Below are 19,240 nucleotides of genomic sequence, written 5' to 3'. Positions count from 1 at the left end.
GATGCCGGCTGATACGCCGCCATCGCCAGCAAGCCGGCTCCTACAGGGGGGTTGTATTTGCAGGCCTAGCGACCGAGGTACACCTCGATCACCCGCTCGTTATCCTGCACCTGCTCCAGCGACCCTTCGGCCAGCACGCTGCCCTGGTGCAGCACGGTGACGTGGTCGGCAATCGAGCCGACAAACCCCATGTCGTGTTCCACCACCATCAGCGAATGCTTGCCCGCCAGACTCTTGAACAGCTCGGCGGTGAATTCGGTTTCGGCGTCGGTCATGCCCGCCACGGGTTCGTCGAGCAGCAGCAATTGCGGGTCTTGCATCAACAACATGCCGATCTCCAGAAACTGCTTCTGCCCGTGGGACAACAAGCCCGCCGGGCGATTGACCGAGGTAGTCAGGCGAATGGTTTCCAGCACTTCGCTGATGCGATCTTTCTGTTCGCCACTCAGGCGAGCCCGCAGGCTGGCCCACACTGACTTGTCGGTTTTCTGCGCCAGTTCAAGGTTTTCAAACACGCTCAGCGCTTCAAACACCGTCGGCTTCTGAAACTTGCGACCGATGCCGGCCTGAGCAATTTGCACTTCGCTCATCTGCGTCAGATCGAGGGTTTCACCGAACCAGGCTTTGCCATGGCTGGGGCGCGTCTTGCCGGTGATTACGTCCATCAGCGTGGTCTTGCCCGCGCCGTTGGGGCCGATGATGCAGCGCAATTCGCCGACGCCGATGTACAGGTTCAAATCGTTCAGTGCCTTGAAACCATCGAAGCTGACGCTGATGTCTTCCAGGGTCAGGATGGTGCCGTGGCGGGTATTCAGGCCGGGGCCGACGCGTTGCCCGAGGCCGATGGCATCGCGGCTGGTGCCGGCGTCCTTGTTCGGCTGCGGTGGATAGAAGGCCGGTTCGAGCATGAATTCAGCCGTCGCAGTCACTCTCATTGGTCACCCCTTTTCTTCAGCAGGCCGATCACGCCTTTGGGCAGGTACAAGGTCACGACGATGAACAGCGCGCCGAGGAAGAACAGCCAGTACTCGGGGAACGCCACGGTGAACCAGCTCTTCATGCCGTTGACCACGCCGGCGCCCAGCAACGGGCCGATCAGCGTGCCGCGACCACCGAGCGCGACCCAGACGGCGGCTTCGATGGAGTTGGTCGGCGACATTTCGCTCGGGTTGATGATGCCGACTTGCGGCACGTACAGCGCACCCGCGAGACCGCACAACACTGCGCTCAAGACCCAGACAAACAGCTTGAAACCGCGCGGGTCATAGCCACAAAACATCAGGCGGTTTTCTGCATCGCGCAGGGCGGTCAGCACTCGGCCAAATTTGCTTTGCGCCAGTCGCCAGCCGATAAACAGGCTCGCCACCAGCAACACCACCGTGGCGAAAAACAGCACCGCGCGCGTCCCCGGTTCGGTGATGCCAAAGCCAAGAATGGTGCGGAAGTTGGTGAAGCCGTTATTGCCGCCAAACCCGGTTTCGTTGCGGAAAAACAGCAGCATCCCGGCGAAGGTCAGGGCCTGGGTCATGATCGAGAAATACACGCCTTTGATCCGCGAACGGAAGGCAAAGAAGCCGAACACCAACGCCAGCAATCCGGGCGCCAACACCACCAGACACATCGACCAGAGGAAGCTGCTGGTGCCGGTCCAGTACCACGGCAGTTCGGTCCACGACAGGAAGGTCATGAACGCCGGCAAGGCATCGCCCGAGGCCTGGCGCATCAGGTACATGCCCATCGCGTAACCGCCAAGGGCAAAGAACAGACCGTGACCGAGGGACAGCAGGCCGGCGTAACCCCAGACCAGATCGAGGGCGAGGGCGACGATGGCGTAGCAAAGAATCTTGCCCACCAGGGTCAGCGTGTAGGCCGAGACATGGAAGGCGCTGTCTGGCGACAACAGCGACAGCAGCGGCAACGTCAACAGCAAAACAAGGATCACCGCACCGACGGCAATCGTGACTTTCGGGCCGGCCTTTTGGCTGGCCGTGAGCATCAGAGGCTGGTTCATCAGTCGATCACCCGTCCTTTCAGTGCGAAGAGGCCTTGCGGACGTTTCTGGATGAACAGAATGATCAGCGCGAGGATCAGGATCTTGCCGAGTACGGCGCCGATCTGCGGTTCGAGAATCTTGTTGGCGATGCCCAGCCCGAACGCGGCGAGCACGCTACCGGCCAGTTGACCGACGCCGCCGAGCACCACCACCAGGAACGAGTCGATGATGTAGCTCTGGCCGAGGTCCGGGCCGACGTTGCCGATCTGACTCAGCGCCACGCCGCCAAGGCCGGCGATGCCGGAGCCGAGGCCGAAAGCGAGCATGTCCACGCGCCCGGTGGGCACGCCGCAGCAGGCGGCCATGTTGCGGTTCTGAGTGACGGCGCGCACGTTCAGGCCCAGGCGTGTCTTGTTCAACAGCAGCCAGGTCAGCACCACCACGAACAGAGCGAAGGCGATGATCACGATGCGGTTGTACGGCAGCACCAGGTTCGGCAACACCTGAATCCCGCCCGACAACCACGCCGGGTTGGCCACTTCGACGTTCTGCGCGCCGAACACCAATCGGACAAGCTGGATCAGCATCAGGCTGATGCCCCACGTGGCGAGCAGGGTCTCCAGTGGGCGGCCGTAGAGGTGACGAATTACCGTGCGTTCCAGCGCCATGCCAATCGCGGCCGTGACGAAAAACGCCACCGGCAATGCGATCAATGGGTAGAACTCGATGGCTTGCGGGGCAAAGCGCTGGAACAGCAACTGCACGACGTAGGTCGAGTAGGCGCCGAGCATCAGCATCTCACCGTGGGCCATGTTGATCACGCCGAGCAGGCCGAACGTGATCGCCAGCCCGAGCGCCGCAAGCAGCAGGATCGAACCGAGGGACATGCCGCTGAAGGCCTGACCGAGCATCTCGCCGATCAGCAGTTTGCGTTTGACTTGGGCGAGGCTGGTTTCGGCAGCCGTGCGCACATTGGCGTCAGCTTCGACACCCGGCTCCAGCAGACTCTCCAGTCGAGTGCGAGCCAGTGGATCGCCGGTTTCACCGAGCAGGCGCACAGCGGCAAGGCGTACGGCCGGGTCGGTGTCCACCAGTTGCAGGTTGGCCAGCGCGAGGCTGAGCGCGGCGTGAACGTTTTCGTCGTGTTCGCCAGCCAGTTGCTGGTCGAGGAATTTCAGCTGCGCCGGTTTTGCGCTTTTCTGCAATTGCTGCGCGGCGGCCAGACGGGTTTTGGCGTCGGTGGCGAGCAATTGATGGCTGGCCAGTGCGGTGTCGATCAGACCCCGCAGGCGATTGTTCAGGCGCAAGGTTTTCGGTTGGCCGTCGACCGTCAATTCGCCTTGTTGCAGGGCGTTGATCAGTTCGATTCGGGCCGGGTCGGGCTGCGCGGCCCAGGCTTCCAGCAGTTTTGCTTGCTGCACAGGGTTGGCGGCGACGAAGTCTTCGGCGTCTCCGGCATGCGTGGCCATCGGCAACAACAGAGCGAGAGCGAAGATGAAACGGTAAAGGGCAGTGGGCATATCAAATGTCCTGGTGATACGCGGACCCTGTAGGAGCCGGCTTGCCGGCGATGGCGGTGCATCAGGCAAACCGTGTGATGCTGATCGCCAGCAAGCTGGCTCCTACAGGTGTTGTGTCGGGGGCGAACCCGACATCCAGGTGGCTTAGTTGCTCTTCACCGCATACTCCGGCTTCTTGTCGTTGCCAGGAATGAACGGGCTCCACGGCTGGGCACGGATCGGGCCTTCGGTCTGCCATACCACGTTGAACTGACCGTCCGCCTGAATCTCGCCGATCATCACCGGCTTGTGCAGGTGGTGGTTGGTCTTGTCCATGGTCAGGGTGTAACCGGACGGCGCGGCAAAGGTCTGGCCAGCGAGGGCTTCGCGGACTTTGTCGACGTCGGTGGACTTGGCTTTTTCCGCTGCTTGCGCCCACATGTGGATGCCGACGTAGGTGGCTTCCATCGGGTCGTTGGTCACCGCTTTGTCGGCGCCCGGCAGGTTGTGTTTCTTCGCGTAGGCTTTCCAGTCGGCGACGAATTTCTTGTTCGCCGGGTTCTCCACCGACTCAAAGTAGTTCCACGCCGCGAGATTGCCCACCAGCGGTTTGGTGTCGATGCCGCGCAGTTCTTCTTCGCCGACCGAGAACGCCACGACCGGAACATCGGTGGCTTTCAGGCCCTGGTTGGCCAGCTCTTTATAGAACGGCACGTTGGAGTCGCCATTGACCGTGGAGATGACCGCAGTCTTGCCACCGGCCGAGAATTTTTTGATATTGGCGACGATGGTTTGATAGTCGCTGTGACCGAACGGGGTGTAGACCTCTTCGATGTCCTTGTCGGCCACACCTTTGGAGTGCAGGAACGAACGCAGGATCTTGTTGGTGGTGCGCGGGTAGACGTAGTCAGTGCCGAGCAGGAAGTAGCGCTTGGCGGCGCCGCCTTCTTCGCTCATCAAGTATTCCACGGCCGGGATCGCCTGTTGGTTCGGCGCGGCGCCGGTGTAGAACACGTTCGGCGACATCTCTTCGCCTTCGTACTGCACCGGGTAGAACAGCAGGCCATTGAGCTCTTCGAACACCGGCAGCACCGATTTACGCGACACCGAGGTCCAGCAACCGAACACCACGGCGACCTTGTCCTGGGTTAGCAACTGACGACCCTTTTCTGCGAACAGCGGCCAGTTCGACGCCGGGTCGACCACCACCGGCTCCAGCATCTTGCCGTTCACGCCGCCCTTGGCGTTGATCTCGTCGATGGTCATCAACGCCATGTCTTTGAGGGACGTTTCGGAGATCGCCATGGTGCCGGACAACGAATGCAGAATACCGACCTTGATGGTCTCGGCGGCCTGGACAGTCCAGGTCATGCCCATCGCGGCAATGCTTGCCGTGAGTGTAAAAGCCTTGATCAAGCTGCGACGCTTCATTGTGCGATCTCCATGAACTTATGAGTTTTCTTGGTTGGCAGATGCGGACTACTGAAGGGTCTTTAGCAAGGGGTGTGCCTGTTCGGTAAAGGCCGGTAAATCTCGTGATAGAGCCATTGGCGGGCTGGAGCGCGCACCAGACTGGGGCCTGTTTGCAAGGCGGGTGCGCCTGAGTGCGCAGCATTGGTGCCGAGGGAGTTCAGTGCCAAAACCCGGCAGGCGATAACTATGTACCACCTGCGGTGCTGCGAAATCTTGATCATCGTGGTTTCGAAATCAAGTGAGTAGCGCATGGATAGCACCTCTGGCAACACACCTTCAATCCCCCAGGAACCGGCGAAATTTCCCGCACTGGGACCGACGTTCATAAGCGCCGATGATGCAGCCTATTGGGCACACCGACAGATCGGCGCGCGTCGTGACAGAGCCTACGGCGGCGTGATCGTGCAGCGTGGCGATGGAAAATTTCAGCCCACGTTGCCTGTGGCCGGGAGGATGGGGCATTTCGATTTTGACACCTTGCTGTCTACCGGCCGCGTCGGAGAGCTATTTGCCCCACCGGGCTACAGTGGTGCGGCGTATTACCTGTCCCATTCGGCCAGCCACGCTGAAGTTCTGCGTGCTCATCCGCAGTGGACAGCCGAGCAGATCAAGTTAGACCTCGGTTTTTTTTCGAGAGGGCATATCCTGACCCACATGCAGGACCCGGGCGCCTATGGCCAGCGCCACTATCTGTCGGGGCCGGATGACTCGTTGATCAAGTACGAGTCCACTCAGCCGGCAGAGGAGAAAAAACTCTTTGAACAGGGGTTCAAGTCTTTCGGGCCGTTCACCGATGTTGAACTTTTGATTCAGAAACTGGCCTCGATCGGCACGCTGAGCGTACTGGTGCCCAATGATCAGTGGGGTGGCGTACGAGGAAACGTGCCGGCGAACTGGACCCTTGGTACCGCCCTGGGACACAACCGGCCCGTCTCACAGCCTTTTTTTTGTGCCGTCTCCGATCAAGTGGACAAGGCTATCGAAGCCGCGGCAACGAGCGTATCCACAGTCTCCGGTAGTGTGTATCTGGGTTTTGTCGTCACCTCTGCCGGAAGTTCGGAATGCATGGCGACCTATCCGGTTCTCTCCAGCCAACTGAATGTGGCCATCGAGTTGTTCAATACCTTTCCGAGGAGACCCGATCACAAGCTGGAGAGGTTGCTCGATTTCGACCTGCATGGCGTTTACTTCCTGTCGCACAGTGATGGCGCGCAGAGTGCCAGCGACCCTTGGCTTTATGAGCACTTTATTTCACCGGATGAGTTGGCTGCGGGAATCAAATTTTCGCTTTGGGATGTTTATCGGCAGGAATACCCTGACTACCTGAATGTGTACACCAGAACCCGGGATGGTGCCGTGTTGCAATACCGCCCCTCGGGGCACATCCGTGAAGCTCCGTTGGATGACAGCGCGGATATCAACGCTCGACTGAAGGCGGGCACGCTCAAGCCTGCCGATTACGTGAAGCAGGTAGCAGCAGCCGGCGAGCTGACGGTGCTGAAGGACAGCGCGTTATGGGATGTTGTCGGGAACGTTGGTGCCGACTGGCAGCCCTATGCCAGGTCGAGGCGTTTGAGTCCCGCTTTTCTCATGGCGGACGATGCCGCACGTTTTGCGCACGAGTACATCGGCAGCCGGCGTGAACAAGGCTTCGCCGGGATGATTTTGCAGGATCAAAACAAACGCTTCGTTGCCACAGAACCGGTTTTCTCCGCAAAACCACGGTTTGTGCTGGACAGGCTGTGCCCCCTCGATGCCACCGGCGCACCGATCATGTTGCTCGAGGGATACTCGTTTCATGGGCTGTACGCTTCGCGTTGGCAAACTGATTCAAGCGCCATTGTGCGTGCCGACGAACAAGAGCAATTGACGCAGGCGCAGATGTTCACCACCGAAGACATTCGCTCGGTGCTCGACAAGAGCGCGCATGTTGTCGACTTTTACCTCTCCGGTTCGCCAGACAGCCTGCTGGTTTACAGTCCCGATCTATCGAAAGTGGCCGCCCGCAACAAAGTGCACGAGCGAGTTGCCCTGCTCGCCGATGGCTCCACCCTGATCGACCGTGCGCTGGCGTCTGGCACACTTGCACCCGATACCGTTGTCGACGAACTGGCCGAAACCGGCCGATTGCGTGTGGTAGCCGGCAATGATGTGTGGGGGCCGCGAGGAACGGTGCTGGGTAATGAGTCAACTCCCGTAGGCGTTTCCCCTCCGTTGCTCGGGGCGATTTTTACCAGCGCCGAAGCAGCCGTACTGAACGCCCGTCATCGCGCAAGGTTCGATTACCGCACGGCTGCGGCAGGTTGGGGATTCATTCTCAAGCACAAGGATCGCGATGAGTATGTGGCGACCGAAACGGTGCCGGTCGGGCGCCTGGGGGCATTGAACCAGGCGAGTGACTTTGGTGCTCCCGTATTGGTCGACGAGTTTCGCACTCTCGCGCTTTATTACTCGGCAAGCTGGATTCTTGACGGGCTATCGACAGCGGATGCCTGGTTTGCCCGGCATTTTGCTTCCCTGACCGAACTGGCTGCAGCGATCTATGACGACGAGGGCACGCTACGTCTTACGCATTTTCAGGACCTGAGCGTTTTCGTCGCGACCCTGGATGGGGCCTTGTTGCGGTATCAATACCCGGCCACCTCAACACAGTTTGACGCTAAAGGTTTGCAGCAACTGAAGTCGCTATTGCTCAACGACACGCCGCCCTATGCCAACGTCATTCAATTGATCGCCAAGGCCGCAGAGCTGAAGGTGTTGCGCACCAGTGAACTGTGGGACGAGGCGGGCATTGTCGGTGCAGATTGGAAACCCTACGCGCAGATCCAGCGGCGAGCGCTCAGCCCGGTCTTTGTGTCGCAGGATGATGCAGTGCGCTATGCGCTGACGCAGTTGGACTCGCGGCGTGAGCGGATCTACGGTGGCCTGGTGCTGCGTCGGCTCGATGGTTTATTTGTTGCGACGTTACCAGTGGCCGTCGAGGTCGAAAACTTCCCTGCCAGCTGGGTTCGCCTGGACGAATTGACCGGACAGGGGTTGTTTCTGGCTGGAAGCACAGTCGTCGCTCGCTACCATTCGCGAATGCAGGTCGAACCGATTTTCGCGCTGTCGAACCGCGAACGGGACGTGTATCTCGGTATGTTTTCCACCGATTTCATGGCGGGCATCCTGCCCGTTTCAGGGCTTTCCCCATCGCTGTCGCCTGGCAAGGAATACCTGTTGGGGCTCGATGGCAGCCTGATCAGCTACACCCTCAGCGCCAGTGCTGCCGAAAAACAACTCGCGCGATCATTGGCACCCCCCAGTCAATTGCAGCGCGGGCATACCCCGATAGAACTGCAAATGCGCAATGGCACGCTAACCCCGAGTGAGTATGTCAATCAGGTTGCAAGCGCCGGCAGATTGCAAGTGATCAAGGGTAGCCGGCTGTGGGGCAAGGTCAGGCAGTTGTCAGCATGGAGCGCTTATTTCGAGGGTGGTCCATCGCAAGTGCATCGGTCGGCCATTGCTGATCCGGCGCTCAGTCCGGTCTTCACGCAATTGAACGACGCCGTACGGCATGTCCACCGTGCGGTGGGCGCTCGAACCGGATTGAGGTTCGGGTTCGTGCTCAAGTCGCTGAACGCCGAGCGGTATATGACTACGATGCCGATTGACGGGCGGCAAGGAAGTCTCTCCGTCGAGAAGGTATTTCCCGATGGGCTATTACCTCTGGGATACAGCGTTGAGGGAATCTATCTGTGCCCGTCGACCGGGCCGGGGCGACTGCCGCACGACGTGAATCAGAGTTTCATATCGCCTCGGGATCTGATGTACGGGCTGGACGCTGTCCGTGTACGCACGGGGGCTGTGACTACTTTCCTCAACGTCTTTGTGTCCTGTGCCGATGGTGCCTTGTTGCGATACAAACCCAAGGCCGCTGCACCGGAGTGGACCCGGTTACAGGTCGCGCTCGCCTACGAAAAAGTACTGCAATCAGGGCACGAAACACTGTTCGAGTATCTGCGCAAGGTGATCGCGAACGGTGAGTTGCAGGCAGTGGTGCGCAGCACTTTCTGGTCGCCGTTCAGGGTAGATGCCAAGGGTGTCAAAACCGGCATCGGGCTGGTGAAATGGGCGCCGGATCACCGCTTTGCTCTCGGGCCGGTATTTGCACATGCCGATGATGCGGCTCGTTCGGCCCAAAGACTGATTGGCGAGTACGTCGGCCAGCAATATCTTGGAGGCGTCCTGATACACCAGGCATCGTCTTCGTTCGTTGCGGTCGAGCCGCTTGAGGACGGCCTCGACAGTGGCGCTGCCAGCGCACTGTTTTACTCAGGGCCGGGAGGGCCGATTGCCCCGGTCGCGGTACCAGGCGAGCAGCCGTTGCCATTGCCGGTTTTTCCGCGGGATTTCAAATGGGTGGCTGTTCATCAGTTCTACAAGCGCTTCAATTTGTTCGTGAAGGACCCCAGCGCGGCTGATCAACTGCTGCTGGACAATCTGGCCCTGGCCGACTTGTGGTTCAGCAGGGACGTTGTGAAAAAGAGCGGTGCCTCCGGTGGCAGCTGCTATTTCACCGGGCGAGGCGGGGCTCTCTTCAAATTCACCCCCAGCTTCTCATCGCAGGAAACCGGATTTTTCAGCGAAGAGGCAAAGGATGGAGTCGCTGCATACCTCGCCAGACTCGCCGGCGTGGGACGGCTGGAAGTAGTGGATACCGATGGTTACTGGCGCCGTCGCGGGCTTGTGAGCGCCAACTGGAAACCTGCGTTGCCTGGTCATGACGAACTGTAGAGGATCGTATTTTCACTGATGGAAGCCTGAGAAACTGACGTCCTCAAGTGCTCAGCGACGTCTCATCAGGCCGATGAAAAACAACCCGCCAATCGCCGCCGTGGCCACGCCAATCGGTAAATCCTCGGGGGCGATCAGCGTGCGCGCAGCGACATCGACCCACACCAGAAATACGCTGCCCAACAATACGCACACCGGCAGCAATCGCCGGTGTTCGGCCCCGACCAGTCGCCGCGCAATGTGCGGCACCATCAGCCCGACAAAACCGATTGAGCCACTGATCGACACCAGCACTCCGGTCATCAACGAGGCAATCAAAAACACCCGCAACCGTACGGTGCGGGCGTTGAGCCCAAGGGTCACGGCCGTCTGTTCACCGGCCATCAACGCGTTCAGTGGTCGAGCCATGCCAAGCAACAAAACCAGCCCGAGCAGCACACTGGCGGCCGGCACCGCGAGCAATTCCCAGCGTGCCAACCCGAGCCCGCCGAGCATCCAGAACATCACCGCCGAACTGGCGCGGTGATCGCCGAGAAACAGCAGCAGATTGGCGATTGCCATCATCACGAACGACACCGCCACACCGCACAACAGCAGCCGATCACTGTCCAGGCGACCGTTGCGGTTGGCGATCATCAGTACGATCAGCATGCTCAGCAGTGCGCCAATAAATGCGGCAATCGGCAACGTCAGCAGGCCGACGATTTCACCGACATGCAGCACCACGATCACCGCGCCGAGGGTGGCGCCGGAGGTCACGCCGAGCAGGTGCGGATCGGCCAGCGGATTGCGCGTCACCGCTTGCAGCACCGCACCGATCAGCGCCAGGCCGGCACCGACCAAGGCGCCAAGCAACATGCGCGGTACGCGGATCAGCCACACGATGTGTTCCTGCCCGGCCGTCCAGCTCACCTCGCCAAAACCGAACACCTTGTGCAGCAAAATCCGCCACACCACGTCCACCGGCACCCGCGCCGGGCCGAAGCCCAGCGACACCACGCACGACACCAGCAACAACGCGCCGAGGGCAATCAGCAACAGGGCGTAGCGACGATTGATCATTCGCCGTGGAAACCTTTGGCCAGGGTTTCAACCGCCAGCACGTTGTCGATCCCCGGCGTGGCCTGCACATACGGAATGACGATGAAGCGCTGGTTCTTGATTGCGTCAACCGATTGCAGCGCCTTGTTATCGAGCAGGAATTGCGTCTTCTGTTCAGCAGTCACTTCACCGTAATCGACGATCACGATCACCTGCGGATTGCGCTCGACCACGTTCTCCCAATTCACGCGGGTCCAGCTCGCTTCGACGTCATCCAGTATGTTGCGCCCGCCCGCGGCGTCGATCAGCGCTTGCGGCATGCCCAGGCGACCCGAGGTCATGGCGCGATCTTCGCCACTGTCATAGAGGAACACCCGGGGTTTGTCCGTCGGCAGATCCTTGCGCACATCGGCGACTTGCGCCTGCATGTCGGCGATCAATGCAGTGGCGCGGTCCTGCACGTCGAAGATTTTGCCGAGGTTGCGCAGGTCGTTGTAGGTGTCCTCCAGGCTGGCCGGTGGACGCTTCATGACGAAGGCGCAGGACTCGGTCAGCTCATAGACGTTGATGCCCAGCGGCTGCAAGGTTTGCGGCGTGAGATCACCGCCCACGCGCATGCCGTAATCCCAACCGGCGAAGAAGAAATCGACGTTGGCGTTGAGCAGGGTTTCTACTGACGGGTATTTGGCCGCCAGCTCCGGCAGGCCATCGAGGATGGCCTGCATCTGGGGCGTGACCGACTTCCAGCCACTGACACCGCTGTAGCCGGCCATGCTCGGTTTGAGGCCGAGGGCGAGCATCATCTGCGTCATGTTGATGTCGTGGCTGACCGCGTGTTTCGGCGCTTGCGTGAAGGTCACGTCGCGGTTGCAGCTCTGGATCGTCAGCGGATATTTCGTTGCTTCGGCAAACGCTTGGCTACTGCCCAGCAACAGAGCAACGCACAGCAGGGAACGCAAAGTCATGGTTGGGTTATCCAGGTGATTCGTGGGTAGCCGTGCAAAGGGTGTTCATCGATCAGCGCTTCGACGCCGAACACATCACGCAGCAGCGGGGCGGTCAGGACTTGTTTCGGTGTGCCGCTGGCGACGATGCGGCCGTGATTGAGCACGTACAGCCGGTCACAGAACGCGGCGGCGAGATTGAGGTCGTGGATGCTCGCCAGGGTGCCGATCCGCAGGCGTTTGACCAGTTGCAACAGTTCCAGCTGATAGCGCGGGTCGAGGTGGTTGGTCGGCTCGTCTAGGATCAGCACTTGCGGTTGCTGGGCCAGGGCGCGGGCGAGGATCACGCGTTGTTTTTCGCCGCCGGATAGCGTGGCGAAAGCGTGGTCTTCGAAGCCGTTGAGGCCGACGGATTCCAGTGCTTGCGTTGCGAGATTCCGGTCTTCGAGGGTGTCACCGTCGAACAGGCCTTTGTGCGGTGTGCGGCCCATGGCGACCACTTCATCGACGGTCAGGCCGAAGGCGTCGGGGAACTCCTGCAGCACCACGGCGATGCGTTGCGCGCACCAGCGCGAGGATTGTTTCCAGACGTTGTGGTGGTCGAGCCGGACCTCACCGTTTTCCGGTTTGCTGAAGCGGTAGGCGCACCGCAGCAGGCTGGTCTTGCCGCTGCCGTTGGGGCCGATCAACCCGACAAACTCACCGGCGGCCACGTGCAATGAGGCATCACGCAGTTGGAACTGGTGATGACAGTGGCCGTGGCCCAGGGGTGTCCAGGCGAGGTTGGTGAGGTTCAGCGAGGTCATGCATTTACTCAGAGATATTTGGTGATGCTGATGACGCCTTCGCGGGCAAGCCTCGCTCCTACAGGATTTTTGTCGATCACAAAAAATGCGTACGACACAAAACCTGTAGGAGCGAGGCTTGCCCGCGAAGGGGTCCTTGAGTCAAAAGGTGTAATCAGCTGTGACAAAGAACGAACGCGGCTCCCCCAGGATCCACTGCTGCCCCTCATTGTATTGGCTTTGCGCATACTGGCGGTCAAACAGATTGTTCACCTGCAACCCCAGCGTCGTATTGCGCAGCGCTTTCCATGACAACGTGGCATCGACAACGGTGTAGCTCGGCAGCTCGTTCTGGTTGGCCATGTCGGCATAACGCGCGTCAACGTAACGCACGCCAGCCCCGGCCTTCAGGTCTTCGTTGAGCGCTTTGCTCAGCCACAGATTCGCCGTACGCCTAGGCACATCCACCGGACGATTGCCGTTGCGCGACACTGGCACGCCACCGACCACTTCTTCGAAATCGTCGTACTTCGCTTTGACGATGGCCGCGTTGGCCTGCAGTTGCCAGGCGTGTGGCAGTTGCAGGTCGAGGCTGGCTTCCAGGCCATTGGACGATTGTTGGCCGACCTGTTGTTTTAGCGTCGGGTTGCCCGGATCGTCGGTCAGCAGTTTCTTTTTGACGATGCGATAAGCCGCCAGCGTCCACTCGCCGCGTTGATCCCAGAACATCTGCTTCACGCCGATCTCGGCCTGTTTCGCCGTGGCCAGGTCATATTGCTGCTGGCTCGGGCTCAGGGAAATCAGGCCGCCGACACCGTCGGTGCTGGTGGCGTACTGACCGTAGAACGAGGTGTCCGGGGTCACGGCGAACACCAGCCCGGCCTTCCAGTTGTTGCCGGTCAGGGTCTTGTCGCTCTGGCTGCCATCGACCAGGTTGTCGCGATCGACGTGCACGTAGTCGCGACGCACACCGGTCACCAGCGACCAGCGCTCGCTCAACTGCGTGCGGTTTTCGGCAAAGGCCGACATCTGTTTGGTGGTGCTCTGGAACTGGTCGCGATACGGATTGGCACTTTCAAAACGGCCACGTTGTGGATGATACAAATCGATCGGCTGGCCATCGGGCAACACGTCATTGAACGGCGAGTTGCTGTCGAGCTGGAAGCGGATGCGGTTGTAATCGACACCGGTCACGGTCTGGCTGTCGAGGCCGAACAGAGAGTGTTTGAAGGTGAAGGTCTGACGGTCGCCGACCTGTTCCTGCCGGTGGCCGATGCCGAAATAGCCGCTGCGGCTGAGCTGCTGTGCGTTGCGGTCGAAGGTGTAGTTTTCGGCGTTCTGCCAGCGGCGCTGGGCCTTGAGGTAATACAGTTCGTTGCTTGAGCTGACGTTCTCGGAAATTTGCCAGTCGCTGGTCAGGCGCGTCCATTGATCGTTGTAGTGCTGCTTGTCGTTGCTGACGTTGTAGTTCTTGTCGCGCAGACCTTCGTGGAATCGGCCGTTGATCAATGGCGTGCCGAAGTAGTTCATCGGGTTCTGGTCGCCGTAGTCGTGGGTGAGGGTGAATGCCAGGTCGTCCGTGGCCTGCCAGCGCAGGGCCGCGCTGACGAAGTCGCTGGAGGAATCGCCGCGATCGACCCAACCGTTGCTGCGCAGGCGATTGAGGTTCAAGCGATAACTCAGGGTATCGCTCAGCGAGCCGCCGCTGTCGAACGCTTGTTGCTGACTGTCGTAAGAGCCGTAACCGAGACGCACGTGGTTTTCGATCTCGCCTTCGAAGGGCTTTTTCGGGATCACATTGACCACCGCACCCGTCGCGCCTTCGCCGTACAACACCGAAGCCGGGCCGCGCAGCACATCGACACGCTCCACCGACCAGGTGTCGACCGGGAAGGTCACGGTGCCCATGCCGGTGTACATCCGGTTGCCGTCATACAACTGCATCACCGAGTTCTGCCCGGTAAAGCCTCGTGCAGACAACGACGTCCCGCCGTCGCCCGGCGTGCCGGTGCGGCTGATCCCGGTGCTGCGCGACGCCGCGTCCTGCACGCTGCGGTCACCGCGCGCGCGGATCTGTTCGCCAGTCAGGCTTTCCACACTGGCGGGTGTTTCCAGTGCCGTGAGGTTCAGACGCGAACCGGCGGTGGTCGGCGTGTTGAGGTTGACGGTTTCGTCGTCAACGGCCGGTGCGGTGATGGTGCCGGCGGGCAGCGTCAAGGATTGTGCGTGGGTGCTGTTGTTCAGGGCGAGCAGGCAGAGGCCGGACAAGAGGTACTTGTTCATCGGGTGGGTGACACTTCTTCCAAAAGAAAACCCGCAGCAATGGCTGCGGGTTGGGCGGTGCATTTGCGTTATACAGTAACACTAAAAATGACCGTGCGATAAGCGCCCGAAGTCTACAGATCCCTCTAATACGCGCATCTCGCCTGTTTCATGATGAAGATGAGGCTGATTCAGTTTGTCGGGTGAATCGCGACAACAGCACTCGATCCAGCAACCAGACCACCACCAGCGAAGCGCCCACCAACGGAAACGCCACCGCCAGTACCAGCATGATTGCTACCCCTGTTTTCCATTTCGGCAGGTCGTGGCGCAGCGGTGGAACACCGAACTTGCCTTGTGGCCGACGCTTCCACCAGATCACCACGCCGCTGACGGCACTGAGCAGAATCATCAGGCAGATCAGCAGCACGATGATCTGGTTGAGCACACCGAACATCTTGCCTTCGTGCAGCATCACGCCGGTTTCCGTGGCGCGGGCCACGGGGCCGTAATGTTCCCAGCGCACGTCGGCGAGGACGTTGCCGGTGTACTGATCGACATGCAGGGTCGCGTCGTTGCGCGGGTCATCGGCGAATACGGCGATGGTGAATACACCGGTGGCCGTGGTCGGGAAAGTAATGCTGTAACCCGGCTCGACCTTGCGTTGCACGGCGATGTTCTGCACGTCTTGCAGGCTGATGGTCGGTGCGGCGGGGCCGGGTTGCGCACTGTCGTGGGCCATGTGTTCGGCGTGGTCGCCGGACATCGGCATCGGCGTGTTTTCCATCGCCCATGGCACGGTCTGGCGCGTGGCGGTGTTGAGGCTGCGGGCCTCGACGTCGGACTTGGGCATGTCATTCCACATGGCATCCGGGAACACGTTCCAGACCCCGGCGTATTGCTTGCCCCAGAACCCGGTCCAGGTCATGCCGCTGAGCAGCATCACCAGCAGAAACGCGGCGCCCCAGAACCCGGTGACGGCATGCAGGTCGCGCCACAGCACGCGACCGCGACTGCTCAGGCGCGGCCATAAAATGCCGGCCGCCTGACCTCGTGGCCACCACAAAAAGACCCCGGAAACCACCAGCACGATGCCCCAGCCAGCGGCCAGTTCGATCAGCCGGTCACCGACCGTGCCGATCATCAACTCGCCATGAATCGCTCGCGCTATCGCTTGCAGATTCTTCTTGGCGTCTTGCTCGCCGAGGATGTCGCCGTGGTACGGGTCGACGAAAACGTTCAGCTCATTGCCGCCATTGAGTACGACAAATTGCGCGCTGCGTTCGGCGTTGACCGGTGGCAGGTATTGCTTGATCGTCGCTTGTGGATACGCGTCTTTCACCCGCTTGAGCAAGTCGTCGGCCGGGACGCTGTGATGGCCGGCCGGGACGTTCATCAGGCTGTCGTACATCAACGAGTCGAGTTGCGGCTTGAACAGGTAAATGACACCGGTCAGGGCCAGCATCACCATGAATGGCGCGACGAACAGACCGGCATAGAAATGCCAGCGCCAGGCCAGGTTATAGAAATTCGGTTTGGGCTGTTTCATCGGTTGTGCTCCGCTTGGCTTGGTTCTTTTGTTGTTGTCTGGTGACTGCTGCGCAGTCATTCGCGGGCGAGCCTCGCTCCTACAGGTCCAGTGGCGTTCGCACCGATTGTGATCGACGCGAATTTTGTAGGAGCGAGGCTTGCCCGCGAAGCTTTTAGAAGCTCATATCCACCTTGGTCCAGAGCGTTCGCCCCGGTTCTTTAATGGCCTGCGGGTCATTGGCCGGGTAGCCAAAACCGGCGTTGCCGGCCAGGTTCAAATGCTCGGCGTACGCCTTGCCGAACAGGTTGTCGACGCCGCTGCTGACCTTCCAGTTCTTGTTGATCCGATAGGCGCCATTGAGCGAGAACACGCCGAACCCCGAGGACTTGTCGAAGTCCTTGCCGACCACGTTGCCCTTGTTCTGATCAATGCGGTTTTGCGCCGCGACCACTCGCCACAAGGCGCCGGCGCTCCAGTTGTCTTCGCTGTAGGTCAGGCCGAATCGCGCGTCCAGCGGCGGCATTTGCGGCAATGCCTTGCCGTCGCTGCTGTTCTTGCCCCAGGCGTAGGCCAGGGTTGCGTCGGCCTTCCAGTTCGACGTCAGCCTGTAGGCTGCCCCGAGTTCACCGCCCATGATCCGCGCGTCGATGTTCTCGGCTTGCGAGGTCGTGCCCATCATTCCCGTCTTGTAATTGAACAGGATGTAATCGCGGACCTGTCCGACGTAACCCGAGGCCCAGGCTTCGAGGTCTTCGGTCTTGTATTGCAGGCCGAAGTCGAGCTGGGTGGTTTTTTCAGGCTTGATCGAGTCGAAGGCGTTTACCGAGCCGGCAGGTCCCGAGTTGGGCGAAAACAGCTCCCAGTAATCCGGGAAACGCTGGGTGTGACCGAGGCCTGCGTACAGCGTGGTCGGGCTGTCTGCCAGATCATGCTCGTAACGGACGAAGCCGCTTGGCAGGGTATCGGCGCGGGTGTCGTCGGCGGTCGGGTTGGCGCGGGTCATCATCCCCGAGCCAGTGGTCTGCCGAAAATCCTTGGCCGAAGCACGGTCCAGTCGCGCGCCGGTAATCAGTCGATCACGGTCGGCGGCGTACCAGGTCAGTTCGCCGAACACGCCGTAGTTATGGAAATCGGCGTCCTTGTTGCGCGGCAGATCCTTGTAGGTGTCGATGCCCATGGCGGCGCGCTTGCGGTGTTCGCTGGTCTGCGCGTCGATACCGCTGATCAATTGCACATCGGCCCAGCGCCACGTGGCTTTGATCCGTGCGCCGAGGGTTCGGCGATCGACACTGGAAGCCATCGGGCCGGCCATCATCCCGGTGCCGGACGGCGTGCGCAGGGTGTAGTTGTCCATCACGTGGTCGGCGTAGTTGTAGTAGATCTGTGCTTCGACCTTGTCGAGCACGTCGCCGATATTGGACTTCTCGAAACGCAGTCCGAGGCTTTCGCGCTTGAACTGCGCGCCGTCCATGCCGCGTCCGGCGTAGCGGGCTTCGCCATCGCCCTTGCCGGCGGTCAGCTCCAGCAGGGTGTCGGCGTCCGGGGTCCAGCCGAGTGCCACGTCGCCATTCCACTTGTCGTAACGCGAGGCCACGGTGTCGTTGTTGCCGTCCCGATAGTCGTCGGAATGCGCGGTGTTGCCGATCACTCGCACGTAACCCAATGACCCGCCGGCAGCGGCGTCCACTACTTTGTCGAAACGGCCGTTGGAGCCGGCCAATATGCTGGCATTCACTCGGGTGCCGAGTTCGCCAAAGCTTTCCGGGTCACGGTCGAACAAGATGGTGCCGGCGGATGCGCCCGGCCCCCAAAGCACCGTTTGCGGGCCTTTGATGACGGTGAGTTTGTCGTAGGTTTCCGGTGAGATGTAGGAGGTCGGTGCGTCCATCCGGCCGGGGCAGGCGCCGAGCATCTGGCCGCCGTTGGTGAGGATGTTCAGGCGCGAGCCGAACATACCGCGCAGCACCGGGTCACCGTTGGTGCCGCCATTGCGCACCAGGGCGAAGCCGGGGATGGTCTTCAAGTAGTCACCACCGTCGCTGGCCGGTACCGGTTGGCGTGGGTCTTTGGGGTTGGTGACGATGGTCAGCGGTGAACTCGGTGCGATGGCGGTGATCACCGTCGGGCTCAGTTCTTCACTGTGGCCGGCATGATCATCGGCCAGCACCATCGGTGTCAGCAGTACGCCGCAAAGAACGGCGGTGGCGTGCCTGAAACGAACGCGCGTTTCGTTCAGGGCAAAAGAAGCTTGGGCGGCGCTCAAGCGTGTGTCAGCAGAAAACCTGGACATGACAATTTCCATCGAACAGTCGTAAACGACACGGCCGGCAGCCTGCGCAATGCCTGTGGGGGCGGGCGTGCTCGCGATGTGGGTGGGTCAGCCCCACCGCTTTCGCGAGCAAGCCCGCTCCCACAGGTTGCTTTGCTGTCTTCTAACCGTGTGAGATTGGGGAGATGTTTACGTGACGATGGGTGGTGCGCGGGTGCGGGCGCCGGGGAAGAAGGTTTGCCGGGCGTGGCCCAGGCGGGTGGCGGGTGTACTGAAGGTACTGGTTTTTGGGGCGTCGAATGCAACGAAAGACTGGCCACCCGTCAGCGCCGGGCAGTTGAACAGCAGGCTGCAATAGCCGCACTTTTCCCAGATCGCATGATGGGAGGTTTTGGGTGGACAGTGCTCGGCGGCGGGTGTCGCGCCGTGCTCGCCGTGCGCCATCGCTGACATGTCCATGCTCATGTCCATCGACATGTTCATGGACATGTTCATGGACATCGAAGAGGCGCGCTGATCCATCGGCATCGACTGAGAAATCAGCGGGCCGATGAAGATCATCAACATGGCGAACAGGCTGATCCAGCTGCCGCGTGTCAGGCTCAATGGCTGACGACGGGGCGCGGATGGCCTGGCGCTAAGCGGGCGCATGGGCGTATTCAGC

12 protein-coding genes are annotated in these 19,240 nt (G+C 60.6%); 1 reads left to right on the top strand and 11 read right to left on the bottom strand.

What is annotated here, in order from left to right; all coding sequences use genetic code 11:
- Positions 1-65 precede the first annotated feature (65 nt).
- The 4 genes from urtD to urtA form a co-directional block, all read right to left on the bottom strand.
- Positions 66-935 carry an urea ABC transporter ATP-binding protein UrtD gene (gene urtD / locus IB246_RS08450; RefSeq protein WP_008038696.1) on the bottom strand — a complete coding sequence of 290 codons (870 nt, stop codon included), beginning with the start codon at positions 933-935 and terminating at the stop codon, positions 66-68.
- A complete protein-coding gene (gene urtC / locus IB246_RS08445) occupies positions 932-2,011 on the bottom strand; it encodes an urea ABC transporter permease subunit UrtC (protein WP_008038697.1) in 1,080 nt (359 codons plus the stop codon). Before urtC ends, urtD begins: the two co-directional genes overlap by 4 nt.
- On the bottom strand, positions 2,011-3,513 hold the full coding sequence (gene urtB, locus IB246_RS08440) for an urea ABC transporter permease subunit UrtB (RefSeq protein ID WP_008038698.1): 1,503 nt from the start codon (positions 3,511-3,513) through the stop codon (positions 2,011-2,013). Before urtB ends, urtC begins: the two co-directional genes overlap by 1 nt.
- 144 nt (positions 3,514-3,657) lie before the next feature.
- On the bottom strand, positions 3,658-4,923 hold the full coding sequence (gene urtA / locus IB246_RS08435; protein WP_008031211.1) for an urea ABC transporter substrate-binding protein: 1,266 nt from the start codon (positions 4,921-4,923) through the stop codon (positions 3,658-3,660).
- Positions 4,924-5,214: 291 nt separating this feature from the next.
- Between urtA and IB246_RS08430 the strand changes: the two genes are divergently transcribed.
- The gene (locus IB246_RS08430; RefSeq protein ID WP_008038699.1) at positions 5,215-9,744 is read left to right on the top strand and encodes a hypothetical protein; all 4,530 of its coding nucleotides are present in this window, start codon (positions 5,215-5,217) and stop codon (positions 9,742-9,744) included.
- Between the two features lie 51 nt (positions 9,745-9,795).
- On the opposite strand, the gene IB246_RS08425 is transcribed toward IB246_RS08430, so the two are convergent.
- The 7 genes from IB246_RS08425 to IB246_RS08395 all read right to left on the bottom strand — a co-directional run bounded on the left by IB246_RS08425 (position 9,796) and on the right by IB246_RS08395 (position 19,227).
- Positions 9,796-10,806, bottom strand: a complete 1,011-nt coding sequence (locus IB246_RS08425; RefSeq protein ID WP_008038700.1) for a FecCD family ABC transporter permease — start codon at positions 10,804-10,806, stop codon at positions 9,796-9,798.
- The gene (locus IB246_RS08420) at positions 10,803-11,750 is read right to left on the bottom strand and encodes an ABC transporter substrate-binding protein (RefSeq protein WP_008038701.1); all 948 of its coding nucleotides are present in this window, start codon (positions 11,748-11,750) and stop codon (positions 10,803-10,805) included. Before IB246_RS08420 ends, IB246_RS08425 begins: the two co-directional genes overlap by 4 nt.
- Positions 11,747-12,535 (bottom strand): ABC transporter ATP-binding protein, encoded by a 789-nt coding sequence (locus IB246_RS08415; protein ID WP_008038702.1) that lies wholly within the window; start codon positions 12,533-12,535, stop codon positions 11,747-11,749. Before IB246_RS08415 ends, IB246_RS08420 begins: the two co-directional genes overlap by 4 nt.
- Positions 12,536-12,676: 141 nt before the next feature.
- Positions 12,677-14,797 (bottom strand): TonB-dependent receptor, encoded by a 2,121-nt coding sequence (locus IB246_RS08410; RefSeq protein WP_192230011.1) that lies wholly within the window; start codon positions 14,795-14,797, stop codon positions 12,677-12,679.
- Positions 14,798-14,945: 148 nt separating this feature from the next.
- Positions 14,946-16,325: a PepSY-associated TM helix domain-containing protein gene (locus IB246_RS08405; RefSeq protein WP_008038704.1), complete on the bottom strand. Its 1,380-nt coding sequence runs from the start codon at positions 16,323-16,325 to the stop codon at positions 14,946-14,948.
- Between the two features lie 154 nt (positions 16,326-16,479).
- Positions 16,480-18,597 carry a TonB-dependent copper receptor gene (locus IB246_RS08400; protein WP_008038705.1) on the bottom strand — a complete coding sequence of 706 codons (2,118 nt, stop codon included), beginning with the start codon at positions 18,595-18,597 and terminating at the stop codon, positions 16,480-16,482.
- A 168-nt stretch (positions 18,598-18,765) separates the two neighbouring features.
- Positions 18,766-19,227 carry a DUF2946 domain-containing protein gene (locus IB246_RS08395; RefSeq protein ID WP_008038707.1) on the bottom strand — a complete coding sequence of 154 codons (462 nt, stop codon included), beginning with the start codon at positions 19,225-19,227 and terminating at the stop codon, positions 18,766-18,768.
- Between the last annotated feature and the right edge of the window lie 13 nt (positions 19,228-19,240).

The organism is Pseudomonas sp. PDM01, from assembly GCF_014852325.1.
Taxonomy (GTDB): domain Bacteria; phylum Pseudomonadota; class Gammaproteobacteria; order Pseudomonadales; family Pseudomonadaceae; genus Aquipseudomonas; species Aquipseudomonas migulae.
This window is presented reverse-complemented; position numbering and strand designations above follow the sequence as displayed.

What these genes read in the sequence shown, in the direction of transcription:
- urtD (WP_008038696.1), bottom strand. Translation starts at nt 935, where the DNA reads ATGAGAGTGACTGCGACGGCTGAATTCATGCTCGAACCGGCCTTCTAT.
- urtC (WP_008038697.1), bottom strand. Translation starts at nt 2,011, where the DNA reads ATGAACCAGCCTCTGATGCTCACGGCCAGCCAAAAGGCCGGCCCGAAA.
- urtB (WP_008038698.1), bottom strand. Translation starts at nt 3,513, where the DNA reads ATGCCCACTGCCCTTTACCGTTTCATCTTCGCTCTCGCTCTGTTGTTG.
- urtA (WP_008031211.1), bottom strand. Translation starts at nt 4,923, where the DNA reads ATGAAGCGTCGCAGCTTGATCAAGGCTTTTACACTCACGGCAAGCATT.
- IB246_RS08430 (WP_008038699.1), top strand. Translation starts at nt 5,215, where the DNA reads ATGGATAGCACCTCTGGCAACACACCTTCAATCCCCCAGGAACCGGCG.
- IB246_RS08425 (WP_008038700.1), bottom strand. Translation starts at nt 10,806, where the DNA reads ATGATCAATCGTCGCTACGCCCTGTTGCTGATTGCCCTCGGCGCGTTG.
- IB246_RS08420 (WP_008038701.1), bottom strand. Translation starts at nt 11,750, where the DNA reads ATGACTTTGCGTTCCCTGCTGTGCGTTGCTCTGTTGCTGGGCAGTAGC.
- IB246_RS08415 (WP_008038702.1), bottom strand. Translation starts at nt 12,535, where the DNA reads ATGACCTCGCTGAACCTCACCAACCTCGCCTGGACACCCCTGGGCCAC.
- IB246_RS08410 (WP_192230011.1), bottom strand. Translation starts at nt 14,797, where the DNA reads ATGAACAAGTACCTCTTGTCCGGCCTCTGCCTGCTCGCCCTGAACAAC.
- IB246_RS08405 (WP_008038704.1), bottom strand. Translation starts at nt 16,325, where the DNA reads ATGAAACAGCCCAAACCGAATTTCTATAACCTGGCCTGGCGCTGGCAT.
- IB246_RS08400 (WP_008038705.1), bottom strand. Translation starts at nt 18,597, where the DNA reads ATGTCCAGGTTTTCTGCTGACACACGCTTGAGCGCCGCCCAAGCTTCT.
- IB246_RS08395 (WP_008038707.1), bottom strand. Translation starts at nt 19,227, where the DNA reads ATGCGCCCGCTTAGCGCCAGGCCATCCGCGCCCCGTCGTCAGCCATTG.